Raw genomic sequence first — 19755 nt, forward strand, 5'->3', positions numbered from 1 at the left:
ATCCATTTCACATAAATTTTTGGCTCTTATTATCTCTAAAATTTTATTAAATTTGGGTTATGTAAGCTTTAAAGCATCTTTTGTTACTATTGCGTTTTAAATTTTTACTAGGCAGGCGATGTTTATAAAAGGCTTTTTTTCAAACTCGGTTGGCATTATGGTTTCAAGAATTCTTGGACTTATAAGAGACCTTTTAACAGCTTCTATCCTTGGAGCTGGCATATTTAGCGATCTTTTTTTTATCGCTTTTAAAATCCCAAATTTATTTCGCCGTATCTTTGGCGAGGGCGCCTTTACGCAGGCATTTTTACCAAATTTTACAAATAGCAAGAAAAAAGCGATCTTTCAGGCTGAAATTTTCATCAAATTTCTACTTTTTATAGGCGTTTTGACACTTTTTGTAAATTTATTTACGCCTTATTTTATAAAGATCATCGCAAGCGGTCTGAGTGAACAAAATATCACAGATGCAGTGCCACTTGTGCGCATAAATTTCTACTATCTAGCCCTTGTTTATATCGTCACTTTCATAGGTGCACTGCTTCAGTATAAAGGGCACTTTGCAACGACTGCGTTTTCTACTGCACTGCTAAATTTAGCCATGATCGCATCGCTACTTTTAGCTCGTGGCAAGAGCGAGAGCATGGTCGCACTTTATCTTAGCTTTGGCGTCGTTGCAGGCGGAGTTTTGCAAGTCTTTGTTCATCTACTGGCAATGAAATTTAACAGCCTAAATAGAGCCTTTTGGGGAGGCTTGAAGGGATATTTTAAGGGCAAAAGAGCCTCGACAAAGGGCTTTTTTGTAAATTTCTACCACGGCTTACTTGGCTCAAGTGCGATGCAAATAAGCGCATTTATGGACACTTGGCTGGCTAGCTTTTTGGTAAGCGGCTCGATAAGCTATCTCTTTTATGCAAATAGAATTTTTCAGCTCCCGCTTGCCATCTTTGCGATCGCACTCTCTCAGGCACTTTTCCCTAAAATCACTAGGCTTTTAAAGCAAAAAGACGAAGCAAACGCCCTAGTTTGGACGAAAAAGAGCTTTTATCTGCTCCTTTGCGCCCTGCTAGCCGCCACGATCGCAGGTGTGGTTTTGAGCGAATTTATCATCTGGCTCTTGTTTGAGAGGGGAAATTTCACAAGGGCAAACACGCTTGAGTGTGCCAAGGTGCTAAGTGCCTATTTAGTGGGGCTCACGCCATTTGGACTAGCTAAAATTTTCTCACTTTGGCTTTATGCAAATATGAAACAAAAAGATGCAGCAAAAATTTCTATCATCTGTCTTGTGACAAATTTGATCCTAGCTGTCATTTTGATGCAGAAATTTGGAGCAGCTGGCCTTGCATTTGCAAGCTCGCTTGGGGGATTTTTACAGCTTGTTTTATACATAAGAGCCTTTGGAGCTAAGAGATTTTTAGCTATAATCGAGCCTAAATTTATAGTCGCTATCGCTGCTGCAGCGGTTTTGCTCTATTTTGGTTTAACATTTTTAAAGGATACATTTAATGCGAATTTTTGATACTTCTAAAAGAGAAAAAGTAGAATTTAGCCCGATAAAAGAAGGTGAAGTTAGCATATATCTGTGCGGTCCAACGGTCTATGACGACGCGCATTTGGGACATGCAAAGTCAGCCGTTAGCTTTGATCTTTTAAGAAGGGCATTAAAAGCGCTTGGCTACAAGGTAAAATTTGCAAGAAACTACACCGATATCGACGATAAAATTTTAAACAAAATGGCACAAACCGGCCAAAGCCTAGAAGAGATCACAAACAAATATATAGAGCATTATGAGAGCGATATGAAGGCTCTAAACGTGCTTGATCCAGACTTTAAGCCAAAGGCTACGCAGTGCTTGGAGGCGATCATTGGCTACATCGAACTGCTTATGCAAAAAGGGGCGGCGTATAAAACCAGTGATGGAATTTACTTTGATACGAGCAAGGATAGTGGATATTTTAGCATTAGCGGCAAGGATAATAACACTGATCTTATTGCACGCGTGGCAAGTTTTGGTGAAAAAAGAGATGAAAAAGACTTTGTGCTTTGGAAATTTGACGAAAAATGGTATGAGAGTCCATTTGGCAAGGGTCGTCCTGGCTGGCACACTGAATGTGTGGCTATGATAAGAGAATTTCTAAGCGATAAAGCAAATGAAGAATTTGAGATCGACATCCACGCTGGTGGCATCGACCTACTCTTTCCGCACCATGAAAATGAAGCTAGCCAATGCAGATGTGCTTATCACAAGAATTTAAGCAAATACTGGATGCATAACGGCTTTATAAAAGTAAATAACGAAAAGATGAGCAAGAGCCTAAATAACAGTTTTTTCGTAAAAGATGCGCTACAGTACGTACATGGTGAAGTGCTTAGATTTTATCTGCTTACGAGTCATTACAGAGCGCACTTTAACTATTCAGATGAGGATCTAAGCGCTTCTAAAAAGAGGCTTGATAAAATTTATCGCCTCAAAAAAAGAGTCGATGGCGTGCAAGCAGGTGCTGTAGCAGGTGCTGTAAATGAAAGCTTTAAAAATGAGCTACTTGAAGCACTAAGTGATGATCTAAACGCTTCAAAAGCACTTGCAAGTGTTGATGAGTTTATAAAAGCAGCAAATGAAAGGCTTGACACAAATCCAAAAGATAAAGTCTATAAGTCCGAAATAGTGGCAAATTTAGAGCTGATAAGTGAAATTTTAGGCATTGCTAGCACAGATTATGTGGAGTATTTTCAATTTGGTGTAAGTGATGAGCAAAAAGAGCACATCCAAAGACTTCTTGATGAGCGCGCGATAGCCAAAAAAGAGAGAAATTTTGCAAGGGCTGATGAGATAAGAGATGAGCTTTCCAGCCTAAATATCTCTATCATGGATACGCCAAATGGCGCAGTTTGGGAGAAAAATAATGAATAACTTTGGCTTAAAAGATGTGCTAAAACGCTTTGGCCCATATTTTAAAGACTACATTCCACACTTTATCATAGCCTTCATCGGCATGGCTCTCGCAAGTGGCGGAACAGCAGTCAGTGCGTATCTAGTGGAGCCTGTATTAAATAAAATTTTCGTTGAAAAAAACGAAACATTGCTTTATATGCTGCCATGTGCGATTATTGCTATTTATGTGTTAAAAAATATAGGAACCTTTATGCAGGCCTATTTTACGGCATATATCGGACAAGATACGATTAGGAGATTTCGCGAAAAGCTAGTCGGACACCTCATAAATTTAGATATGGACTTTTTTAACACCTTTAGAACTGGCGAGCTAATAAGTAGAACTATCAACGACATCGACCGCATAAGATCGATAGTCTCAAGCATGATACCTGAATTAGCGAGGGAATTTATAACGATCATTGGCCTACTTTGTGTAGTCATATATCAAAGCCCAAAGCTAGCGTTTTTTGCACTTGTAGTTATGCCAATAGCGATTTATCCGATTTCTCGTCTTGCAAAAAAGATGAAGAAAATTTCCAAAAAGTCACAAGAAAAGACGTCTGATATCACTTCAGCTTTGAGTGAAATTTTTACAAATATCGAGATAATAAAGGCAAATAACGCCCAAAAATACGAGCATTCACGCTTTGTTGATGAAAATAATAAATTTTTTAAACTAAATCTTAAAACCGTAAAAATTGAGCAGGTAGTAAGCCCGCTAATGGAGACGATAGGCTCTATTGGTGTCGCAGCCGTTATCATCGTAGGTGGCAAAGATGTTATTGATGGTAACATAAACATGGGTGCTTTCTTTTCGTTTTTAACTGCACTTTTTATGCTCTACACTCCACTAAAGCGCATCGTAAATATATACAACAAGATGCAAGACGCCGTTGCTGCAAGCGAGAGAACCTTTTTCTTGATGGATAAAGTAAGCGAGATAAAAGATGGCGAAAAAGAGCTAAGTGAAGAGATAAAACTTATCAAATTTAACAATGTCTGCCTAAACTACGGCGACAAAGAGGTCTTAAAAGGTATAAATTTAGAGGCTAATAAGTCAGAATTTATAGCCCTCGTTGGCTCAAGTGGCGGCGGAAAAACCTCACTCATGAATTTGCTCATGAGATTTTACGACGTAAATAGCGGCGAAATTTTAATAAATGATACAAATTTAAAAAATATCAAGATCCACTCACTTCGCCAAAATATCGGCCTTGTAACACAGCGTGTCTATATCTTTAACGACACAGTTGCTAAAAACGTAGCTTATGGCAGAGAATTTAACGAAGATGCCGTGATAAACGCTCTCAAGCTAGCCAATGCCTATGAATTTGTAAGCAAGCTTGATGATGGCATAAATACTATCTTAAACGAATTTGGTACCAACCTCTCAGGCGGTCAAAGACAGCGTATCGCCATAGCTAGAGCGCTTTATCAAAACCCGCAAATTCTCATCTTTGACGAGGCCACTTCAGCACTTGATAACGAGAGCGAAAAAGAGATCACAAAGGCGATAAACAACCTCAGAAGCAAAAAGATCATCTTTGTCATCGCTCACCGCTTAAGCACTGTTGAAAATGCCGATAAGATCGCAGTTTTGAGCGATGGCAAGATCATTGATAGTGGAAGCGACGAGGAGCTTAGCAAGAGAAATGAAATTTATGCAAGACTTAAGGGCAAAGCCTTAGTTTAAGGCGATTTTTGCTAAGATTTGCAGAAATTTTTAGGCATTTTAAAGAGGTTAAAATGAGCTTAAACTACGATACTTTAAAATCTATTTTTTTTAAATTTGACCCTGAAACTGCCCACAAGATCGCTGAAGTCGCGATGGTTGGGGCAAATAAAATCTTCCCTGGCTCGCTAAGCTTTTTAGCGCACAAATGCGTGGTCGATGACAATGCACTAAAACAAAATTTATTTTCAAGCACTTACCACAACCCAGTTGGCATAGCTGGCGGCTTTGATAAAAACGCCACGATGTTTGAGGCGCTAACAGCCCTTGGTTTTGGGCACTTAGAATTTGGCACATTTACACCAAAACCGCAGCCTGGCAACGACAAACCAAGACTTTTTAGACTCATAGATGAAGAGAGTATCCAAAACGCGATGGGTTTTAACAACGACGGCTGTGAGGCTATCAAAAATAGAGTAAAAAAGATCTATCCTTTCACCATACCAATCTGGGCAAACATCGGCAAAAATAAGGTCACACCAAATGAAAATGCGATAAAAGACTATGAAATTTTAGTAAAAGAATTTAGTGAAATTTGCGACACATTTGTCATAAACGTCTCATCGCCAAATACTCCAAATTTGAGAGCCTTGCAAGATGAGAGCTTCATAAAAGAGCTTTTTAGTGTCATTTTATCACTTACCAAAAAACCAATCATCTTCAAAATCGCTCCAGATATGAGTCACGAAAATGCGATCAGGCTTTGTAGTTGCGCGGTAGAAAATGGCGCTAGCGGCGTGCTTGTCTCGAATACAAGCGTTGATTACACACTTTCTCACTCGTCAAATTTAAAGGATTTTGGCGGACTAAGTGGCAAGGTGATCGCTCAAAAGTCCAAAGAGATCTTTAAAGCCGTGGCAGACGAACTTTATGGCAAGACGACGCTTATCGCATGTGGCGGCATAGATAGCGGTGCAGAAGCATATGAACGCATAAAAATGGGAGCAAATTTAGTGCAAATTTTTACAAGCTTTATCTTTAAAGGGCCGATGATCACAAGAGATATAAATTTAGAAATTTTAGAACTTTTAAAAAGAGATGGCTTTGCCTCTATTAGCGAAGCGGTCGGCATAGATGTTAAAAAATAAAAGGCAAAAGATTGATAAAATTTAATAAATTTAAACTAGAAAACGGACTTGAAATTTATCACGTACCAGTAAATCCTGGTTCAAAAGTGATAAGCGTCGATGTCTTTTACAAAGTTGGCTCAAGAAACGAAGTGATGGGCAAAAGTGGTATCGCCCACATGCTAGAGCATCTAAATTTCAAATCAACTAAAAATTTACGTGCTGGCGAATTTGACGAGATCGTAAAGGGTTTTGGTGGCGTAAATAACGCAAGTACGGGCTTTGACTACACCCACTACTTTATAAAAGCTTCAAATGAAAATTTAGACAAAACGCTTGGTCTTTTTGCTGAGCTTATGAAAAATTTAAGCCTAAAAGACAAAGAATTTCAACCAGAGCGAGACGTAGTGCACGAAGAGCGCAGGTGGCGAACAGACAACAATCCTATGGGATATCTCTACTTTAGGCTCTACAACCACGCATTTATCTACCATCCATACCACTGGACGCCGATAGGCTTTATAAAAGATATCGAAAACTGGAACATTAGCGACATAAAAGAATTTCACACTACATACTATCAACCAAAAAATGCCATTTTGATGATAAGTGGCGACATCGACAAGGATGAGGCATTTAAGCTAGCTAAGAAAAATTTTAGTGGCATAAAAAATAAAAGAGCCATCCCAAAAACTCACTGTAAAGAACCTGAGCAAGATGGGGCTAGAAGAGCCATTATCTACAAAGATAGCCAAACACAAATGCTAGCGATCGCTTACAAAATCCCAAATTTTAAACACGCCGATCAAGTAGGTCTAAATGCGATCAGTGAATATCTAGCTACTGGCAAAAGCTCGGTTTTACAGCAAAAATTAGTCGATGAGCTAATGCTTGTAAATCAAATTTACGCTTATAATATGAGCTGTGTTGATGAAAATTTATTTATATTTTTAGCAATTTGTAACCCGGATGTCGAGGCAACTGCAGTTGAGGCTGAAATTTTAAAGATTATAGAGGATATTAAAAACAAACCTATCGACAAAAACGATGTTTTGCGAGTTAAAAATTTAATCAAAAGCGACTTTATCTATTCGTTTGAAAGTGCAAGTAAGGTTGCAAATTTATACGGCTCGTACCTTGCTAGAGGCGATATAAAGCCACTTTATGAACTTGAAAAAAGTATCGATAAAATTGATGCAAAACTTTTAAAAGATATAGCAAATAGATATTTTAATGAAAAAACTAGCACGACAATAATTTTAAAAAAGGAATAAATGTGGAAAATTCGCTTCAAGGTGCGATGACAGCACTCATTACGCCATTTAAAAATCAAAAATTAGACGAAGCTGGCTTTGAGAAACTGATAAAAAGACAGATAAAACATGGCATCGATGTAGTCGTACCAGTAGGAACCACTGGCGAGAGTGCAACTCTAACTCATGATGAGCATAGAATTTGTATCGAAATAGCTGTTAATGCATGCAAAGGTACAGACGTCAAAGTGCTTGCTGGTGCTGGTAGCAACGCCACTCACGAGGCTATTGGTATCGCTAAATTTGCCCAAGCTCATGGTGCTGATGGCATCCTTTCAGTTGCGCCTTATTACAACAAACCAACGCAAGAAGGACTTTATGAGCATTACAAGGCCATTGCGAATAGCATTGAAATTCCTGTGCTTCTTTATAATGTCCCTGGCAGAGTTGGCGTGGATATCTTGCCATCTACCGTTTTTAGGCTTTTTAAAGAGTGTAAAAATATCTACGGTATCAAAGAGGCTACAGGCAGTATCGATAGATGCGTAGATCTGCTAGCTCACGAGCCAAATTTAGTAGTCATTAGCGGCGAAGATGCGATCAACTATCCTATCATATCAAATGGGGGCAAAGGCGTTATCTCAGTTACTGCAAACCTCTTGCCAGATCAAATTTCACAGCTTACGCACCTTGCAATGAACGAAGAATACAAAAAAGCAAAACTAATAAACGACAATCTATACACGATAAATAAAACACTCTTTTGCGAAAGCAATCCGATACCAATCAAAGCAGCGATGTATTTAGCCGGACTCATCGACTCTTTGGAGTACCGCTTGCCACTTTGCAAACCAAGTAAAGAGAATTTTAAAAAAATCGAAGAAGTAATAAAAAATTATGAAATAAAGGGATTTTAATGAAGGACACACTAAACGAATTTAAAGGTAAAACGCTAGTTATCAGTGGCGGCACTAGAGGTATCGGTAGAGCCATAGTTGAAGAATTTGCAAAAGCTGGCGTAAACATAGCATTTACCTATAACTCAAACGAAGAGCTTGCAAAAGAGCAGGCAAAAGAGCTTGAGGCTACTTACAAGATAAAAGCAAGAGCCTACGCGCTAAATATCCTCGAGCCAGAGACTTATAAAGAGCTATTTTTAAAGATAGACGAGGACTTTGATAGGATTGATTTTTTTATATCAAATGCAATTATTTCAGGTCGCGCAGTAGCTGGCGGATACACTAAATTTATGAAGCTAAAACCAAGAGGCATAAACAATATCTTTACAGCAACAGTAAATGCCTTTGTCGTAGGCACCCAAGAAGCTGCAAAACGTATAGAAAAAGTTGGTGGCGGCAGTATCATCAGCCTATCATCGACTGGAAATTTAGTATATATCGAAAACTACGCAGGTCATGGCACAGCAAAAGCAGCCGTTGAAGCCATGGCAAGATACGCTGCGACCGAGCTTGGCGAGAAAAATATCCGTGTAAACGTCGTAAGTGGCGGCCCTATCGAGACAGATGCACTAAGAGCCTTTACCAACTACGAAGAGGTGCGCGATATGACAGCAAAGCTTAGCCCGCTAAACCGCATGGGACAGCCGACTGACCTAGCCGGAGCATGTCTATTTTTATGCTCGTCTAAGGCTAGCTGGGTGACTGGACATACATTTATAATAGATGGCGGCACGACTTTTAAATGAGAGTGAAATTTCTAAGCATAAAGGCATATTTGTGAGTTTAAATTTACCAAATGCGTTGGCATTTTTTAGGATATTGCTAGCTCCGCTTATGTTTTTTATGCTCGTAAATGCGCCAGAAATTTTTACGCAAATTCATATAAGCTGGATAAACTACTTCGCAGCCCTCATCTTTGTGATCGCCTCGGTGACCGACTTTTTTGACGGCTACATCGCTAGAAGCTGGGATCAAAAGACCAAGCTTGGCGCCATCCTTGACCCACTAGCTGATAAGATGCTAATTCTTGCTGCATTTTTGGGTCTCATGATGCTTGGCAGAGCGAGCGCTTGGGCTGTTTATCTTATCTTGATAAGAGAGTTTTTTATAACTGGCTTTCGTGTCGTGATGGCAAGTGATGGCGTCGAAGTCGCAGCTTCGATGGCTGGCAAGGTAAAAACAGTCTCGCAGATGTTTGCGGTTGGATTTTTGCTGATGAGCTGGCCTGGTGGCGAGCTTTTGCTATGGATAGCTGTTGCGCTTACGCTTTATTCTGGATTTGAATACGTCTTTGCCTATGTAAAAGCGATGAAAAAGAGTTAAATTTGAGCTACGACCTGCAAGAGATTATTTTAGAACGCACTGCAATTTTAGAGCCAGCGCTACAAAAACAAGCAAAAAAACTAAATCAAAAGATCATCAACACAAATTTCTATCACGATGCTAAAAATTTAGAAAAGATCGGCGGTGTGATCAGCCCTGAGCTAAACGAATTTTTACTAAGCTGCGCTTTAGAATACGACAAAACCCATGCAGATAAATTTGATACGTTTGATAACGACATAGAGACTTTGCGTGGCATTTGGAGCGCGATGAGCTTTTCAAAAAGCCCTGACATTTTAGACTATCTAAGCATGCAAGCTACTCGCTCGGTATCGCACCGCTCGTTTGCCCACAGATACATCTTTGAAATTTTACGCTTGCAAGAGAAGGCCGGTCGTTCGCATCCGCTGCTTGCAAAGCTTTATGACTATTATGATAGCTTGCAAGCAAAACTGCCTATATATGAGCTTTTGCGCCGTATAGGCGTGAGTCCTACTGATCCTTATGATTTTAATATCTCGCTAAATGCTGTAAATTTTGGCTACTGGTTTAGCAATCAAGGCTTAAGTGATGAGGGGTTAGCCAGTAAATTTCACTTAGAAATTCGCCTTTTTGCACCATTTGTGTATGATCACACATTTGAGATAGAGCTTAGAAACGACGCTGTGCCAAGGGCTAGAATAAATTTTAACGATGATGGCATGAGCTTTTTGCAAGAGCTGCCAAAAGATATTTTGCCCCGCCCTGATATTTTAAATTTAGAGCCTTTCATTGATCAAGTAAAGTCACGTTTTGATTTGAAATTTGACCTAGATGATAAAGACAAAACTTATTTTAGCCTCAGCAAAGGGCTAAATAGAGCCAAAACACTCTCTTGGCTAAGAGAAATTTTCGCCTAGATGGCAAGGCAAATTTGAGAGTAAATTTATAAACTTTGGCTAAAATCTCATCAATTTTTTCAAAAAAAGGTAAGTTTTGAAAGGCATTTTCTTCACACTAGTCCTGCTTTGCCTTGGGCTTTATGCGTATTCGTTTTATTTTTTAGTGACTGTTTTGGCCATTAGTTTTCTTATATTTTTTCACGAGCTTGGCCACTTTTTGGCAGCAAGAACGCTTGGCGTAAAGGTAAACACCTTTAGTATTGGATTTGGCGAGAAAATTTACACCAAAAATATTGGCGGCACCGACTACTGCCTAAGCGCAATCCCACTTGGCGGATACGTACAGCTAAAAGGTCAAGACGATACCGACCCAAAAGCTAAAAACTACGACGCGGACAGCTACAACGTGCTAAGCCCTATAAAGCGAATTTACATCCTCTTTGCTGGACCATTTTTTAACTTTATCTTAGCATTTTTTATATACATTTTGCTTGGATCTATCGGAGTTGAAAGACTTGCACCAAGTGTAGGCCACATAGCTGAAGGCTCGGCAGCTGCGAGCGCTAGACTAGCTAAAAATGATAAAATTTTAGCAATAAATGGCGTAAAGATAAACGAGTGGGATGAGATCAGTAAAAATGTAAAGCTTGAGCCAAGCACCATTTTGATAGATCGCAACGGCTCGCAAATGACTATAAATTTAACACCAAAGATAGGCGAGACGATAAATCTATTTAATGAAAAGGTGCAGCGACCATTGATCGGAATTTCTCCAAATGGCGAAGTGGTGAAAATTTATCACACAGGTTTAGAGAGCCTAAAATTTGCTTTTGGCGAGACCATAGAGGCTTCAAAGCTTATCTTTAAAAGCTTTGAAAAGCTAGTCGTTGGAGATGTGCCACTAAAAGAGGTCGGTGGTATCGTGCAGATCGCTGATGTTACTTCAAAAGCCGCAAAAATAAGTCTTGGCGTACTTTTGACGATCGTCGCTTTAATCTCAGTAAATTTAGGTATTTTAAATTTATTCCCCATCCCAGCGCTTGACGGCGGACACATACTTTTTAACCTGTATGAACTAATTTTTAGACGCGAGGTAAATGAGCGAGTGCTTGTTACTCTTACCTACTGCGGCTGGGCGCTACTGCTTGGCATAATGGTGCTTGCGACTTTTAATGACATTATAAGATTAAGCGGAGGTTTATGATGATAGTTTTAAAAGAACTACTAGAAAAGATCGAAAATTTAAGCAAAGACGTGACGCTAATTGCTGTTAGCAAAAATGTCACAAGTGCTGAAGTAAGAGAGCTTTACGCGCAAGGGCAAAGAAATTTTGGCGAAAATAGAGTCCAAGAGCTAGCCAAAAAAGAGCTAGAACTGCAAAATTTTACTGATATAAAATGGCATATGATCGGCCGCTTGCAAAATAACAAAATAAATCAAATGGTAAGCCTAAAGCCCACACTTTGGCAAAGCTGCGATAGCTTTGAAAGGGCCGTAGAGGTCGATAAAAGACTCGACTACAAGCTAGACACCTTGCTTCAAATAAACTCGGCTGATGAAGATACAAAGCAAGGTGTAAGCGTAGCAAATGCGGTAGAAATTTATGAGCGTATCCAAAGCGAGTGCAAAAATATAAATTTAAAAGGTGTGATGAGTATCGGAGCGCATGTGGATGAGCCAAAAGAGATTCAAAAGAGCTTTGAACTAACTTATAAAATTTACGAGAGTCTAAGGCCAAAAGGTGCAGTTATATGCTCGATGGGTATGAGTAGTGACTTCGAGCTAGCGATAAAATGCGGCTCAAATATGATCCGCCTTGGGACAATGCTTTATTTGTAATTTTATCGCTTTTGCCTAATTTGTCACTATTGCTGGAGACTGATAAATTTTTACTAAATTAATGTTTAGCGTCAGCCAAAACTAGAGCGAAAAGTACTTTTACGCCAGCTTTTTCTAGAGTATTTCTAGCCTCAAGTATCGTTGTACCAGTGGTTACGATATCATCTACCAAAATAACTGGCGCAGTGATCTTTTTTAGGATTTTAAAATTTCTTGGATTATTTTGTCTAAATTGCAAATCCTTGCCACTATAGCTGATCTTACTGGTTGCGTGCAGTGCATGAAATATGGGCTTTAGATTTTTAGCCCTTAGCTCATTTGCCAAAATGGCCGTGTGCGAGTAGCCGTGATGCACTCTATCATCTATCGGCAGAGCATAGACTTTCTCCGGTAAGCTAAAGCTTTTAGCAAATTGATTAAATGCAAATTTAGCTAAGTTTTTATATATAAAATATCCGTGCATTTGGTGCTTGGAGTGGATGAGTTCTTTTATTTCAGAGTAGCCGTAAAAGCTATAAATTTTAAAGCCCTCTAGTTCTCTTACTATCGGGCTTAGCTCGCTTAAAATTTGTGAGCAAATTTTACAAAATGTATTTAGCGTAAAGCTCTTGCAAAACGCACAAAACATTAGCTATTTAAAATAGCAATTGCAGTGCGTTTGATGGCATCATTTATGATCTCAGTTAAGAATGATTTAAATGCTCCACCTGTGGGAATTAACTCAAATTTGGTTTGATTATTTGAAATATTTTTAACGATACTTTGATCGCCTTTTTGGATCTTAAGTGTAATCTTAATATTACCTTTTGTATTATCAGTACCGTATCCGCTCATATTTGCTTCAAACTCGTTGATAAAAATTTCAACTAAAACGCCACCCATGCCATTTACATTTGCACCGCGCGCCATAAGCTCTTTTTTGAGCGAATCACTAAAATAAGTAGCAAGATCGTTTTGAAGCACGACATATTCTTTTACGGTACCTTTGCTATCAGTGATCGTAGCAATGGTACTTTTATTTTTGCGGTTATCATGCACTGCGCTTATGTAGGCCTCAAAGCCGCTATTTTGCTGGCTCGCAGCAGCCTTATATGGATCAAATGCGACAACACTTTGACTTGGTGCACAACCAGTTAAAAATAAAACAAAAAGTCCAAAAATAGCTAAAAATTTAAATTTATTCATCGTTTTTCCTTTTAAAGTTTAGTGATCTCATCGGCTACTTTTATCGCAGCTTGTTTAACTAAAAGTGCGATAAAAAAGTCAAACTGACCAGACTCTGACGCTTCTAGCTTCTCCACATGGTGCCTAGTCGAGATAGGTAACGTTTTTTTGAAATTTATATTTGAAAGAATAAGAAGCCCATTTAGATGTCCATTTAAAATTTCTGAACTTCCTGAGTAGCTTCCTCTAAGCTCGTCAAATCTAAAATCAAGCCTATATGTGTAAGGCGATGTTTGAGTATCGACAACAACGATCCCGCGAGAATTTAACTCACGCTGCAAAAACATGTAAAAAAGCACTTCAAGGCGTGGGTTTGAGTTAAAAACTGCAGTATTTCCTTCAACACCTGTGTAATATATCGATCTTGCACTACTTCTAGCATCGACGATCCTGTGGAAATAAACCTTTTTTAATCCAACATTAGTATCGATCATATTTTTTTCCAAGCAGCAGTTTATTGCTACATCACTTTTGTATTTAACACCATTTATAAAAAGACCATCGCCCCTGCCTTTACAAGCACTGCAATCAGCCGGTATCCTCATAACCTCTTCAAAATACATCTTATCTTCGCTGTTTATGCTCGCACTTTGCACGCCATCTATTCCCTCACACGATAGACAAAGGCTAGCTTTAGCCACGCAGCCAGTTAGAAAGATAGCTGCAAAAACTGCCAATAATGTCGTTCTTAGCATTTTACTTCCTTTTGCTCTTTTTGTTTTTTGCGGAGATTTTTCACACTCTCTCCTGCTATACCGTAATTATTAGTGTCTATCTCGTCGATGATAACAACGGTATTTTGAGCGCTTCTACCTAAAATTTCGCTTATTAGCTTTGTAACTCCGCTTATCATCTTCTCTTTTTGCTCCACACTTGGGCTATCACCCTCTTTTGTCACACAAATTTTCACAAATGGCATATGCTTCCTTTTTTGTAAATTTAGCATTTAAATTTTAATCAAAATCTATCCACTAAAATAAGATACTTGCTGCGGCAGTATCGCCACCTCGAAATAAGGCGAAATATTTTGTGATGATTTTGAAAGCTGTGACGTGAAATTTTGGCGCAGATAGAACAGATAGTTCATTAAGCCAAAATTTTACCAACTCTTTCAAAAGGGCACAAAAGATAAGCCGTTAGTCTATTTTTAAAACGCTCAAAAAGGCTTCTTGTGGCAAATTCACTTTTCCAATGGCCTTCATACGCTTCTTACCCTCTTTTTGCTTTTCAAGCAACTTTCTCTTACGCGTGATATCGCCACCATAGCACTTGGCTGTGACGTTTTTACCCATTGATTTTACGGTTTCTCGGGCGATTATTTTGTTGCCGATGCTCGCTTGTATCGCTACTTCAAAGAGCTGACGAGGTACGATCTCTTTCATCGCCTTTACAAAGTCCCTGCCCTTTGTCTGCGCCTTGCTCTCAGGCACGATGATAGAGAGTGCATCGACTGTTTCACCAGCCACTTTGACGTCTAGCTTTACCAGATCACCCACGCGGTAGTCGCTAGGCTCATAATCAAAGCTCGCGTAGCCTTTGGTGCTTGACTTTAGCTTGTCGTAAAAGTCCATCACGATCTCGTTCATCGGTATGTCATACTCTAGCAGCACGCGGTCAGTCGTGATGTAGTCCATCTTTGTTTGGATACCACGGCGGTTGTTTAAAAGCGTGATGATGTTGCCCAAAAACTCGCTTGGCGTAATGATAGTAGCCTTCACGTATGGCTCAAGGATAGAGTCTATTTTATTTACAGGCGGCAACTGGCTTGGGTTTTGAATTTTTAAATTTATACCATCTGTTTGTATTACTTCATAAGTTACAGTCGGCGCTGTTGCGATGAGATCTAGGTCAAATTCACGCTCCAGCCTCTCTTTTACCACTTCCATATGAAGCAGACCCAAAAAGCCAACCCTAAAACCAAATCCGAGCGCTACCGAGGTCTCTGGCTCGTAACTTATAGAGCTGTCATTTAGCTTTAGCTTATCAAGTGCGTCACGCAGATCTTCAAATTTATCAGTTTCGATCGGATAAAGTCCGGCAAATACAAAAGGCTTAGCCCTCTCAAAGCCACCTACTGGCTCTTTTAACGGGTTTCTTGCCTGTGTAATCGTATCGCCTACCTGGACATCACTAACATTTTTAAGTCCAAGTACAACGATGCCTACTTCGCCAGCGGCAAGACTCTTTGTCTTGATAGGAGCGATAGGATTTGGATACATGAGATCTAGCACGATGTGCTTTTTGCCTGTTCCCATGACTAAAATTTCATCATTTTTTGAAATTTCACCATCATAAACACGCACAAGTGCAAGTGCGCCAAGATAGTTGTCAAACCAGCTATCATAAATAAGTGCCTTTGTGGGCTTGTTTGCATCACCATTTGGCGCAGGGATCCTCGTGATAATCGCTTCAAGCAGCTCTTTTATGCCGATGCCGCTTTTTGCGCTCACCTCAATCGCTCCAGAGCAGTCAAGACCGATGATATGCTCGATCTCGTCCTTTACTCTAGCAGGATCAGCCGCAGGTAGGTCGATCTTATTGATGACTGGAATGATCTCTAGGTTATTTTCAAGTGCGATATAGACGTTTGCAATGGTTTGTGCCTCCACTCCCTGGCTAGCATCCACGACTAGCAGTGCGCCCTCACAACTAGCCAAAGAGCGGCTCACCTCGTAGCTAAAGTCGACGTGACCCGGAGTGTCTATCAAATTTAGAACAAAATTTTGCCCATTTAGTGCGTAGTTTAGGCGCACAGACTGGGCTTTTATCGTGATGCCACGCTCTTTTTCGATATCCATTGTATCCATGATCTGACTGCTCATCTCACGGTCACTGACGGCGCCACACTCCTGTATGAGGCGGTCAGCAAGCGTGCTTTTGCCGTGGTCGATATGAGCGATAATGCTAAAATTTCTGATGTTTTTCATATAAGCTTTACTTTTTACTAAAATTTGGGCTTTATTTTGCCTAAAGTTGATTTAAATGCCAATAAATATATTTTTATCATAAGCCCGCCAATAGAACTTGGCTCTATTCTCAAAAATCTTAATGACAATGTCCAAAGTGCTCATGTCCTTCATCGTCATTTAGCTCACAGATGAGACCAGCTTTGTGCCCAAGGCTCTCGCTCTCAAACTGAAGCGTGACATGGCCGATGCCTGCATGAGAAAGCTCGTGCTCGATGCGCTTTATCATCTTTGAAATTTCAGCCACGCTTAGCGCATCATCCACCACCACGTGGGCTATGAGCGCGTTTGTGCCAGCATTTATCGCCCAGATATGCAGGTCATGCACGATTTTAACGCCATCTACACCCTTTATAACGCCTAAAATTTCATCCGTATCAAGCTTAAGCGGCACGGCTTCGATTAGGATATTAAAGCTATCTTTTAGCAAGCTAGCGCCACTTTTTATGATGAGTAGCGAGACAAAGATACTTGCGATGCTATCGGCCTGCGTGAAATTAAATTTCATCACAAGAAGTGCCGCGACGATGGCGCCAACTGAGCCAAGCGTGTCGCCAAGTACGTGCAAATATGCGCCTTTCATGTTTAAATTTTCTTTTGTATCAGCGCTTTTATGCATATAAATGGCTACGACTAAATTTACCACAAGCCCCAAAATACTAATAAAAAGCATCGTTTTAGCCTCTATCTCTGGCTCGTTAAAAAGCCTGATGATAGCTTCAACTACGACAAAGACTGCAAGTGCGATAAGAGCGATGGCGTTTATGAAAGCGGCGATGATCTCAACCCTTTTGTAGCCAAAGGTCTTTTGTAAATTTGCCCTTTTTTCTGAAATTTTAAGCGCCATGAGTGACAAAAATAGCGCGGCAACGTCTGAGAGCATGTGAAATGCGTCGCTAATAAGCGCAAGCGAGTTTGAAACGAAGCCAAAAACGGCCTCAACTATCATAAACGTGAAAATTAGAAAAAATGAATTTCTAAGAACGCTCTTGTTGTGCATCATTATCCTTCTTTTGGGCGTCGATCCTCTTGCCTATATCTTTTAAATTTGAAAATTCCTCGATGAGCTTTGGCGAGTCGTCAAGACTGATGACGAAATTCCATATATAGGTCATCACAGAGTAGATGTGGCCGGCATTTGTCTGCTGCGAGCTTAGCACTATTATCGCCACCAAAAAGAGCAGCGAAGCGCTAATACCGATGATAAAATAGCTCATTGCCTCCCTATTTGAGATCGCTATACGAAATTTAGAAACGACATCGTAGTGCCTATTTAGCGTGCTTTTGTTAAAAACACCTATCACCTTTGCCTCTTTTTCTAGGCGGTCATTTAAGCGAAGATAAAGGTCGTCATTTTTCTTGATATATCTTGGTAAAAATATAAGAAAAACGATCATCACGACAAAGCACGCCACAGCGACCTTTAACTCGACAAAAATGAGCATAAACGCTGAGCCGATGATCGAAATAACCGATGTAAAAAACATAGGAAAATGCGTCTCAAAGAAATTTACAAACTCACGTGAAAGTGCCACTCTAGCGATGATAGCGGAGTCGTCTTTGGCGTTTTGTTTTTCATTCATGATGACGTTTACGGCGAGCTTTGCGTAGATATTTGCAAAAACTTGCGTATCCACGCGGCGCCTAATGGCTCCTACAAGCCACGCTATGAGCACAAAAAGTGCGTAAATGAGGGCATTTAACGTATTTCCTTGCATGATTGCGTTTATCGCAAAGCCCGCAAATATCGGATAAGCAAGAAAAAGTCCGTTCTCTGCTAACACTAAAGCAAAGGTCAAAATGAGATTTTTATTGTGCTCGGTCGCTATGCTCTTTAGCGTTTTAAAGGCGTTATTTTGCAAATTTAATCCTAAAATTTTCGCGAATTCTAGCCAAAATTTATAAATTTTGAAAAATTTTTGTTGTAACTATTGACATTACAACTAAAAATTATTATACTTTGCTCATCAGTTGTAAATAAAAATATTACAACAAAAAACAAGGAGAACAAAATGAAAAATTTTCAGGTTGCAAAGATCGCAAACGAGCCAAGAGTCGAGCTAAAAGAGGCTTTAAATTTAAGCGGCTGTGAGGTATCTATAAACGAGCTTCCAGCAAATGTAAGCGTGCCATTTGTCCATACACATAAGCAAAACGAGGAGCTTTACATCATCCTAGAGGGTGAGGGTGAGCTTTTCATCGACGGTGATGTGCTAAAAGTAAGCAAAGGAGATGCGGTGCGCATAGATCCAGAGGGTAAAAGGTGCTTTAGAGCTGGCAAAAGTGGTATAAAAATGATATGTATCCAAAGTAAAAAAGGTAGCCTAGAACAATACACTATGAGTGACGGCGTGATAGTTGATGACGTAAAGCCAAGCTGGCTGTAAAATTTAAAAACAAAATTTAAAGGAGAAATAATGAAAATAGCAATCATAGGCGCAAACGGCAAAAGCGGTGCAAATTTAGTAAATGAGGCCATAAAACAAGGTTACGACGTCACAGCGATCGTTAGAAATAAAGAGTATAAAAACAAAAGCGTAAAGGTCGTTTATAAAGATATTTTTGAGCTTACAAAGACTGATCTGGCTGGCTTTGACGCAGTGATCAGTGCATTTGCAGCATGGAGTGAAGAAACCTTCCCACTTCACAAAAAAGTGGCCGCTCACCTTATAAATTTACTAGAAGGCGCTAGCACAAGGCTCATCGTAGTTGGCGGCGCTGGTACGTTATTTGTTGATGACAAGGGCACAATGGTGATGGATACGCCAGACTTTCCGGCTGCATATATGGGTGTGGCAAAGGCGACTGCGGAGTCTTATTTTGAGCTAAAAGGCAGGAGCGATTTGCTTTGGACATACGTAAGCCCAGCAGGCGACTACGACGCAAATGGTGCTCGTACTGGTAAATACGTGCTTGGTGGAGATAATCTCATCTTAAACTCAAAAAATGAGAGCTATATAAGCTATGCAGACCTTGCCATAGCAATCATAGACGAACTAAAAAACAAAAAATTTATACAAAAACGCTTTACGACAGTTAGCGAGCGAGCATAAAATTATAGATTTGACATAGCTGGCACAAAAAGCCGGTTTGTCAAATCTAAACTAAAAATAAACTGCTTTTAGTAAAAATTTAAAGTATAATCAGAGAAAATTTCAAGGACGATTGTGCAAGTAGGGATCAAATTTTCAACCGCGATTCATATAGTTTTAGCAGCTTGTTTTTTCAAAGACGAGAAAGTCACGAGCGAATTTATAGCAGGTAGCATAAACACAAATCCGGTCATAGTTAGGCGTCTGCTTGGCACTCTAAAGGCTGCAGGACTCGTGAATGTCGTAGCTGGAGTTGGTGGCGTGAGTCTTGCGAAAGAGCCAAAAGATATAAATTTGCTTCAAATTTTTAACGCAGTAAATGATAAAGAAAAACTTTTTAAGATCCACTCTGACTCACCTAAAGCCTGCCCGCTTGGTGGCAAGATCGAAACTCTCTTAACCACCCACTTCCTAAAAGCACAAGAAGCTTTAGAGGATAGTTTAAGAAGTATTACTTTACAAGATCTATTAGATGAACTTATT

Annotated in this window: 21 protein-coding genes; 14 read left to right on the plus strand and 7 right to left on the minus strand. The window is 39.7% G+C overall.

Annotation, left to right across the window (positions count from 1 at the left end; genetic code table 11):
- The first annotated feature begins 118 nt into the window (after positions 1-118).
- From murJ to CYP64_RS05300, 11 genes are all read left to right on the plus strand, one after another.
- On the plus strand, positions 119-1519 hold the full coding sequence (murJ, locus tag CYP64_RS05250; protein ID WP_103648940.1) for a murein biosynthesis integral membrane protein MurJ: 1401 nt from the start codon (positions 119-121) through the stop codon (positions 1517-1519).
- Complete coding sequence (cysS, locus tag CYP64_RS05255) at positions 1506-2912, plus strand: cysteine--tRNA ligase (protein WP_103648941.1); 1407 nt, start codon at positions 1506-1508, stop codon at positions 2910-2912. The genes murJ and cysS overlap by 14 nt, the downstream gene beginning before the upstream one ends.
- On the plus strand, positions 2905-4629 hold the full coding sequence (locus CYP64_RS05260) for an ABC transporter ATP-binding protein (RefSeq protein WP_103648942.1): 1725 nt from the start codon (positions 2905-2907) through the stop codon (positions 4627-4629). Before cysS ends, CYP64_RS05260 begins: the two co-directional genes overlap by 8 nt.
- Positions 4630-4682: 53 nt before the next feature.
- A complete protein-coding gene (locus CYP64_RS05265; RefSeq protein ID WP_103648956.1) occupies positions 4683-5756 on the plus strand; it encodes a quinone-dependent dihydroorotate dehydrogenase in 1074 nt (357 codons plus the stop codon).
- Between the two features lie 11 nt (positions 5757-5767).
- Positions 5768-7009 carry a M16 family metallopeptidase gene (locus CYP64_RS05270; protein ID WP_103648943.1) on the plus strand — a complete coding sequence of 414 codons (1242 nt, stop codon included), beginning with the start codon at positions 5768-5770 and terminating at the stop codon, positions 7007-7009.
- A gap of 26 nt (positions 7010-7035) precedes the next feature.
- The gene (gene dapA, locus CYP64_RS05275) at positions 7036-7905 is read left to right on the plus strand and encodes a 4-hydroxy-tetrahydrodipicolinate synthase (RefSeq protein ID WP_219809699.1); all 870 of its coding nucleotides are present in this window, start codon (positions 7036-7038) and stop codon (positions 7903-7905) included.
- On the plus strand, positions 7905-8693 hold the full coding sequence (locus tag CYP64_RS05280) for an enoyl-ACP reductase (RefSeq protein ID WP_103648945.1): 789 nt from the start codon (positions 7905-7907) through the stop codon (positions 8691-8693). Before dapA ends, CYP64_RS05280 begins: the two co-directional genes overlap by 1 nt.
- Positions 8694-8724: 31 nt before the next feature.
- Positions 8725-9270, plus strand: a complete 546-nt coding sequence (gene pgsA / locus CYP64_RS05285) for a CDP-diacylglycerol--glycerol-3-phosphate 3-phosphatidyltransferase (RefSeq protein ID WP_103648957.1) — start codon at positions 8725-8727, stop codon at positions 9268-9270.
- A gap of 2 nt (positions 9271-9272) precedes the next feature.
- Positions 9273-10169 carry a hypothetical protein gene (locus tag CYP64_RS05290; protein ID WP_103648946.1) on the plus strand — a complete coding sequence of 299 codons (897 nt, stop codon included), beginning with the start codon at positions 9273-9275 and terminating at the stop codon, positions 10167-10169.
- 76 nt (positions 10170-10245) lie between these two features.
- On the plus strand, positions 10246-11355 hold the full coding sequence (rseP, locus tag CYP64_RS05295) for an RIP metalloprotease RseP (RefSeq protein ID WP_103648947.1): 1110 nt from the start codon (positions 10246-10248) through the stop codon (positions 11353-11355).
- Positions 11352-11990 carry a YggS family pyridoxal phosphate-dependent enzyme gene (locus CYP64_RS05300; protein WP_181001688.1) on the plus strand — a complete coding sequence of 213 codons (639 nt, stop codon included), beginning with the start codon at positions 11352-11354 and terminating at the stop codon, positions 11988-11990. The genes rseP and CYP64_RS05300 overlap by 4 nt, the downstream gene beginning before the upstream one ends.
- Before the next feature lie 58 nt (positions 11991-12048).
- Here the strand turns inward: CYP64_RS05300 and CYP64_RS05305 are convergent, their stop codons facing one another.
- The 7 genes from CYP64_RS05305 to CYP64_RS05335 form a co-directional block, all read right to left on the minus strand.
- Positions 12049-12618, minus strand: coding sequence for a ComF family protein (locus tag CYP64_RS05305; protein ID WP_103648948.1), 570 nt, complete (start codon positions 12616-12618; stop codon positions 12049-12051).
- A complete protein-coding gene (locus CYP64_RS05310) occupies positions 12618-13175 on the minus strand; it encodes a YajG family lipoprotein (protein WP_103648949.1) in 558 nt (185 codons plus the stop codon). The genes CYP64_RS05305 and CYP64_RS05310 overlap by 1 nt, the downstream gene beginning before the upstream one ends.
- Positions 13176-13186: 11 nt before the next feature.
- Complete coding sequence (locus CYP64_RS05315) at positions 13187-13909, minus strand: hypothetical protein (RefSeq protein WP_087577142.1); 723 nt, start codon at positions 13907-13909, stop codon at positions 13187-13189.
- Positions 13903-14133 (minus strand): 2-hydroxymuconate tautomerase family protein, encoded by a 231-nt coding sequence (locus tag CYP64_RS05320; RefSeq protein ID WP_009294206.1) that lies wholly within the window; start codon positions 14131-14133, stop codon positions 13903-13905. Before CYP64_RS05320 ends, CYP64_RS05315 begins: the two co-directional genes overlap by 7 nt.
- 217 nt (positions 14134-14350) lie before the next feature.
- Positions 14351-16141: a translation elongation factor 4 gene (gene lepA, locus CYP64_RS05325; RefSeq protein ID WP_103648950.1), complete on the minus strand. Its 1791-nt coding sequence runs from the start codon at positions 16139-16141 to the stop codon at positions 14351-14353.
- A gap of 118 nt (positions 16142-16259) precedes the next feature.
- Positions 16260-17180, minus strand: coding sequence for a cation diffusion facilitator family transporter (locus CYP64_RS05330; RefSeq protein ID WP_103648951.1), 921 nt, complete (start codon positions 17178-17180; stop codon positions 16260-16262).
- A complete protein-coding gene (locus CYP64_RS05335) occupies positions 17158-18042 on the minus strand; it encodes an ABC transporter six-transmembrane domain-containing protein (protein WP_103648952.1) in 885 nt (294 codons plus the stop codon). The genes CYP64_RS05330 and CYP64_RS05335 overlap by 23 nt, the downstream gene beginning before the upstream one ends.
- Before the next feature lie 150 nt (positions 18043-18192).
- On the opposite strand from CYP64_RS05335, the gene CYP64_RS05340 reads away from it, so the two are divergent.
- The 3 genes from CYP64_RS05340 to CYP64_RS05350 all read left to right on the plus strand — a co-directional run.
- A complete protein-coding gene (locus CYP64_RS05340; protein WP_103648953.1) occupies positions 18193-18567 on the plus strand; it encodes a cupin domain-containing protein in 375 nt (124 codons plus the stop codon).
- Positions 18568-18597: 30 nt separating this feature from the next.
- Positions 18598-19233, plus strand: coding sequence for an NAD(P)-dependent oxidoreductase (locus CYP64_RS05345; protein WP_103648954.1), 636 nt, complete (start codon positions 18598-18600; stop codon positions 19231-19233).
- Between the two features lie 114 nt (positions 19234-19347).
- The coding region (locus tag CYP64_RS05350) for an Rrf2 family transcriptional regulator (RefSeq protein WP_103648955.1) at positions 19348-19755 on the plus strand (408 nt) is incomplete at its 3' end.

This window comes from Campylobacter concisus (assembly GCF_002913945.1).
In the GTDB taxonomy this organism is placed as follows: domain Bacteria; phylum Campylobacterota; class Campylobacteria; order Campylobacterales; family Campylobacteraceae; genus Campylobacter_A; species Campylobacter_A concisus_P.

Coding starts and splice junctions, on each gene's coding strand:
- CYP64_RS05345 (WP_103648954.1), top strand. CDS start 18,598: ATGAAAATAGCAATCATAGGCGCAAACGGCAAAAGCGGTGCAAATTTA.
- lepA (WP_103648950.1), bottom strand. CDS start 16,141: ATGAAAAACATCAGAAATTTTAGCATTATCGCTCATATCGACCACGGC.
- CYP64_RS05280 (WP_103648945.1), top strand. CDS start 7,905: ATGAAGGACACACTAAACGAATTTAAAGGTAAAACGCTAGTTATCAGT.
- CYP64_RS05320 (WP_009294206.1), bottom strand. CDS start 14,133: ATGCCATTTGTGAAAATTTGTGTGACAAAAGAGGGTGATAGCCCAAGT.
- CYP64_RS05265 (WP_103648956.1), top strand. CDS start 4,683: ATGAGCTTAAACTACGATACTTTAAAATCTATTTTTTTTAAATTTGAC.
- CYP64_RS05340 (WP_103648953.1), top strand. CDS start 18,193: ATGAAAAATTTTCAGGTTGCAAAGATCGCAAACGAGCCAAGAGTCGAG.
- cysS (WP_103648941.1), top strand. CDS start 1,506: ATGCGAATTTTTGATACTTCTAAAAGAGAAAAAGTAGAATTTAGCCCG.
- CYP64_RS05305 (WP_103648948.1), bottom strand. CDS start 12,618: ATGTTTTGTGCGTTTTGCAAGAGCTTTACGCTAAATACATTTTGTAAA.
- CYP64_RS05260 (WP_103648942.1), top strand. CDS start 2,905: ATGAATAACTTTGGCTTAAAAGATGTGCTAAAACGCTTTGGCCCATAT.
- dapA (WP_219809699.1), top strand. CDS start 7,036: ATGACAGCACTCATTACGCCATTTAAAAATCAAAAATTAGACGAAGCT.
- CYP64_RS05310 (WP_103648949.1), bottom strand. CDS start 13,175: ATGAATAAATTTAAATTTTTAGCTATTTTTGGACTTTTTGTTTTATTT.
- CYP64_RS05300 (WP_181001688.1), top strand. CDS start 11,352: ATGATGATAGTTTTAAAAGAACTACTAGAAAAGATCGAAAATTTAAGC.
- CYP64_RS05315 (WP_087577142.1), bottom strand. CDS start 13,909: ATGCTAAGAACGACATTATTGGCAGTTTTTGCAGCTATCTTTCTAACT.
- CYP64_RS05330 (WP_103648951.1), bottom strand. CDS start 17,180: ATGCACAACAAGAGCGTTCTTAGAAATTCATTTTTTCTAATTTTCACG.
- murJ (WP_103648940.1), top strand. CDS start 119: ATGTTTATAAAAGGCTTTTTTTCAAACTCGGTTGGCATTATGGTTTCA.